This is a genomic window from Jatrophihabitans sp. (genome assembly GCF_036389215.1).
Classification (GTDB): Bacteria; Actinomycetota; Actinomycetes; order Mycobacteriales; family Jatrophihabitantaceae; genus Jatrophihabitans_A.
Window position 1 is genome coordinate 1 of sequence record NZ_DASVQG010000180.1, and the last position, 5,105, is coordinate 5,105.

Sequence of the window (5,105 nt, forward strand, 5' to 3'; positions counted from 1 at the left end):
CCCCGGTGCCGGCCTGTCCACCAGTCGATCCCGGCCCTCCACCCCAAGTTCCAGCCCGGCCTCCAGCGGGTCCTCACGCTCCACCTCCAGTTCCGGCCCGGCTACCAACCAATCCCCGCACTCCACTGCCAGTTCCGGCCCGGTTACCAGTGCCTCGACGTCGACACCCACCTCGGTTCCGCCCATCAGCCCGACGACCGACATCTCCATACCGGACGTGGTGCCTCTGACGCCACCGATCACGGCGAACCCGACGGCACTTGCCTTCGCCGATACCGAGGTGGGGCTCTCGACGACGGACACCGTCACGTTCACCGTCACCGGAAACGCCCCGCCGGTCATCAGGCTGCCGGAGCAGACCGTGTTCGGTGTCGACAACGGCTGCGCCGTCCTGTCCACTTCCGGTGGCGCGAGCAGCTGCACGCTGTCGGTGACCTTCAGCCCGAATGTCGTCGGTGTCGCCACCGAGACCCTCACCGCCACCCTGCCCGACGGCGCGATGGCCACCGTCAAACTTTCCGGGGCAGGCACCTCGGCACTGGTGACGGTCACACTCGTGAATGCCAGTTCTGGTGGTTACGTTCCCCCCGCGTCCTCGATCGAGGGTAACGGTCTGGCATGCCCGGACACCTGTTCGGCCCAGTTCCCGGTCGGCACCCCGATCACCCTTACCGCCAGGCAATGCACCGAATTCTGCGGGGACATCTTCACCAGTTGGGACGGGGCGTGCGTCGGTAAGCAGCCTTCCTGCGAGTTCATAGTGACGCTCCCCGCCAAGGGCCGCACTATCCGAGTGTGGTTCTCCTACCTACCGGTCCCGGGCTAACGAAGGCGAGCCAACATGAGCACCAACGCAGGCGACAGTTACTCAGCGATCGTCAACGCACCGGTGACCGGCCAGTTGGCGGTCGGCCGCGACATCGCCCAAAGCCATACCGCTCTGGGTGGCGCGGCCCAGCAGCTGTCGACGGAGCAGCTCAGCCAGCTGGCCGGCCTGCTGACGGCACTGCGGTCCGAGGTCGCGACCAACGCCCCACCGGAGCAACGTGAGGAAGCGCTGTCCAAGGTAACCGAGCTGGAGAACGCGATCGCCGCCGAAGACGAGCCTGACCTGGTGACGATGGATCACATCCGCGGCTGGTTCACCAAACGGCTGCCACAATTCGCCGGTGCCGTGGTCTCACTCATCGTCCACCCGTTGGTCGGTCAACTCGTCACTGCCGCCGGTGAATCGCTGGTCGCGGACTTCCATCGACGATTCGGCTGATCCCGGAGGCCTCCTCGCTGTCGGCCAGCCGCTGCGCTAGACAGCTTCGACAAGGTGACGTACCTGGTCGACCTGCCCAGCGGCCATCTCGTCGGCGGCACCGAGCAGCGCCGTGACCTCGCCCGGTGTCCGGCTCGGCCGGTCGTTCCACCTGGTGAGGTCACGGACCCGGGCGGTCCGTAACGCGGGGGCCGGGCAGTAACCCACCGGTTGGGCCACGCGGAACAACGCCTGCCAGGTCAGGTCCAGCGCGCGGTGCACCGGGTGGGTCCGGGCGGCCGGCAGGCCACCACCGGCGTGCACGATCGCGCCGACCAGGCAGGCGCCGGTCAGCTGCCGGCCGGTGATCTCGTGCAGGTTGTGAGGGCCGACGAGGCGCTCGTGGTCCTGCTCGTCGCGGTAGGCGAACCAGCCGTCCTGGATCCAGCCCGCCTCCACCACCCTGACGGCGTCGGCGAACAGCGCACGGGCGGCAGATAGCTCGGCCAGTTGTGCGGGTATCCGGTCCTCTCGTGCCAGCCGTCTGCGCTCGGCGATCCGGCGCGAGAGGCTGGGTGCGGTGCGGTCGACGCCGCTCGGGACCGGCGTGGTCGCTAGGACTGACATGGCAACTCCTCGAATCCAGCCGCGTATCCAGCCGCGTTTGGAAAGGCTGCGTCAGCCGAGCTCAGATGTCAACGGCGCTGCCCATCGTCACGGTCCGGTCAGCGGGCAGGTCGAAGTAGGCCGCGGGGTCGGCGGCATTGTGCGCGAGCGCGACGAACAGGGCCTTGCGCCAGCGGGCGATCCCCGGCGCGGGCGTCCGGCGGATCGCCCCTCTGGAGAGGAAGTACGACGCGTGAGCGAGGTCGACGGGCCCCTCGTCCAACAGGCCGGCGGCGTGCGCGCTGTGCAGTGCTTGCGGAATGCTCACCCGGTCGGAGAACCCGAAGCTGACCGACAGGTACTGGATGCCGTCGTCGCCGTAGCCGAGGTCATCGACGCTGAAGGCCTCGGCCGGCGACACGTGCGGCACGTTCAGCGTGCTGGCCGAGACGATGACCACGGTCTCGTGCAGGACGTGGTTGTGCTCGACATTGGCTCGCAGCGCCAGCGGGGTGGTGTCCTTTCCCGGGTGCGGGAACACCGCGGTGCCGGGTACCCGAGGCACGCCGCGCTCGCGGATCTCGTCGATGAACTCGCGCAGCGAGCCTTCCTTCTGCTTGCGGTTCCCGGTCACGATGGCCCGCCCGCTACGCCAGGTCGTCATGACGGTGAAGACCAGGGCGGCGATGATCAGCGGCAGCCATCCCCCGTGCGCGACCTTGGACAGGTTGGCCGCCAGGAACACGGCCTCGACACCGCCGAACGCCACGGCCGCCAGTGCGAGTTTCCAGGGCTGCCACTGCCAGAGCACCCGCGCCACGACCAGCAGCAACAGCGTGTCCACGATGAGCGCCCCGGTGACCGACACCCCGTAGGCCGTCGCCAGCCGCTCCGAGGACCGGAACCCGAGCATGATCACGAGCACCCCGGCGAACAGCGCCGCATTGACCCCTGGCAGGTAGACCTGGCCGCCCTCGCGCTCGGAGGTCTGGCGGACCGTCAGCGGCGGCAGCAGCCCCAGCTGCATCGCCTGCCGGGACAGCGAGAACGCACCGGAGATCACCGCCTGGCTGGCGATCACGGTGGCAGCGGTCGCCAGTACCACCATCGGCAGCCGGCTCCAGCTCGGCAGCAGCAGGAAGAACGGGTTCTCGGCGGCACCCGGCTCCTCCAGGATCAGCGCCGCCTGTCCCAGGTAGTTCAGGGTCAGCGCCGGGAACACCAGGAAGAACCAGGCCCGCCGGATCGGGGCCCGGCCGAAGTGCCCCATGTCGGCGTAGAGCGCCTCCGCGCCGGTGATGACCAGGACCACCGCGCCCATCGCCACGAAGCTGATGTAGGGATGCGCGGCCGCGAACAGCACCGCATAGCTCGGTGACAGCGCGCGCACGACGCCCGGGTGCTTCAGCATCCCGTGCAGCCCGGCGGCGGCCAGGGCGGCGAACCACAGCACCGTGATGGGACCGAAGAGCTTGCCGACCTTGCCGGTGCCGAACCGCTGCGCGGCGAACAGGCAGGTCAGGATCACCGCGGCCACCGGTACGACGACGTTGCCCAGGCTGGGGGCGGCGACCTCCAGCCCCTCCACCGCCGACAGCACACTGATCGCCGGCGTGATCACCGAGTCGCCGTAGAACAGCGAGACGCCGACGATGCCGAGCACGAGGAGCAGGCCGGGGCGGGTGGCGCGTCGGGAGTACAGCCGCTGGGCTAGCGCGGCGAGCGCCATGACGCCGCCCTCGCCGCCGTTGTCGGCACGCATGACGACGCTGACGTACTTCAGCGAAACGATGATCGTGATGGACCAGAACATCAGCGAGATGACGCCGTAGACGTCAGCCGGAGTGGGTCGCACCGCGCCGTTGTCGATCGAGAACACCGTGTGCAGCGCGTACAGCGGGCTGGTGCCGATATCGCCGAACACCACGCCCAGCGCGGCGAGTACCAGGCCGCGACCGCCGGCCCTGCCGTGCTCGGGTGGAGCTCCCCCCGCCGCAGCGTCCGGGCCCGGTGTGCCAGCCATCGCGGCAGAAACAGTCACGGCACCTCTTCTCCTCAGAGGGAGCGGCAAGCGCCGGGCGAGCGGCGGCTCACGGCTGAACCCCGGCGCCTCGACAGCGCCGGACAACGACGTTACCGCTCGTGGGGTGCTGGTCTTCGCGCTTTACTCGCTTCTCATTGAGATATGAACGCTGTATAACGGAAATGCGCCTGCGCCGTCGTGCTGAGGAGCCGGTTGCTGGCCCTGCCGATGGTCGGGTCGAGAAAAGGCTTCGCCAGTGCACGGGGGTACACATGGCGCTCTTGGCTCCTGCCGTTCGGGTCCGCCGGCCTGTGGCGGTGTTCGCCGTACTGGCCCTGCTGTTGGCCGTACTGCAGGTCGCGCAACCGGACGGAGCCGGGGCGGTCGTGCCGGTGCTGGCGCGCTATCCCTACCTGAGCGACCTGACCTCGTCCTCGGTGGACGTGGTGTGGGCGACCGACGCCTCGGACCAGAGCGCCGGGGTGGTGACCTACGGCCCGCCGGGCAACTGCGGCCAGTTCACGGCGACCGCGACCAGCGCGGCGACGACGTACACGGCATTCGGGGAGAGCGTTGCCTACTACCAGCACTCGGTGATCCTGAAGAACCTGTCCGCATCGACTGCGTACTGCTACCGGGTGTACACCGGGACGACGGCTCCCGGCACCGCGCTGCTCACCGAGCCGCCGCGCTTCCCGGCCAGCTTCCGCACGCCGCCCGGGGCTGGGGAGACCGGGTCGTTCAGCTTCGACGTGCTCGGGGACTTCGGGGAGACCTCGCTCACCAACCACGCACCGCTGGACACCTACAACGGCTACCAGGACGCGGTGGACTCCCAGCTGGCGGCCAGCGCGGCCACCGCCAGCAACCCGGCCCTCTTCGCCGTCTCCACCGGTGACATCGCCTACAGCGGCGGGACCACCACCAACTACGGCGACCTCAACCATCCCGCCGACGGCACCGGCGGCGCGGCAGAGACCAGCAACATCTTCGACGCCCGCTACTGGGGCAAGGTCGGCTCCAGCCTGCCGCTGTACTCGGTGACCGGTAACCACGGCCGCAACAGCACCTTCTTCTCGACCTGGCCGAGCGCGACCAACGCCACCGGCTCAGGCGGCGTCTACAGCAGCGCCACGCCGTATCCGTCGGTGGACGGCCTTCCGGCCGGCAACTACCCGAGCGCCTGGTACGCCTACACCTTCGGCGGCGTCCGGTTCTACATCCTGGACG

General features: G+C 69.1%; 6 protein-coding genes. 3 read left to right on the forward strand and 3 right to left on the reverse strand.

Translation table 11 applies throughout. From position 1 onward, the window contains the following. The coding region (locus VF542_RS09330) for a hypothetical protein (RefSeq protein ID WP_408651428.1) at positions 1-210 on the reverse strand (210 nt) is incomplete at its 3' end. Between the two features lie 10 nt (positions 211-220). Between VF542_RS09330 and VF542_RS09335 the strand changes: the two genes are divergently transcribed. Then, entirely contained in the window at positions 221-826 is a 606-nt protein-coding gene (locus tag VF542_RS09335) for a hypothetical protein (RefSeq protein ID WP_408651429.1), read from the forward strand. A gap of 15 nt (positions 827-841) precedes the next feature. Next, complete coding sequence (locus VF542_RS09340) at positions 842-1,267, forward strand: hypothetical protein (protein ID WP_408651430.1); 426 nt, start codon at positions 842-844, stop codon at positions 1,265-1,267. Between the two features lie 36 nt (positions 1,268-1,303). On the opposite strand, the gene VF542_RS09345 is transcribed toward VF542_RS09340, so the two are convergent. Next, positions 1,304-1,873, reverse strand: coding sequence for a DUF6197 family protein (locus VF542_RS09345; RefSeq protein ID WP_408651431.1), 570 nt, complete (start codon positions 1,871-1,873; stop codon positions 1,304-1,306). Positions 1,874-1,934: 61 nt separating this feature from the next. Continuing rightward, positions 1,935-3,875, reverse strand: coding sequence for a potassium transporter Kup (locus VF542_RS09350; protein WP_408651433.1), 1,941 nt, complete (start codon positions 3,873-3,875; stop codon positions 1,935-1,937). 317 nt (positions 3,876-4,192) lie between these two features. Between VF542_RS09350 and VF542_RS09355 the strand changes: the two genes are divergently transcribed. Continuing rightward, positions 4,193-5,105, forward strand: a 913-nt coding sequence (locus VF542_RS09355) for a fibronectin type III domain-containing protein (protein WP_408651432.1), incomplete at its 3' end; no start/stop codon positions are given.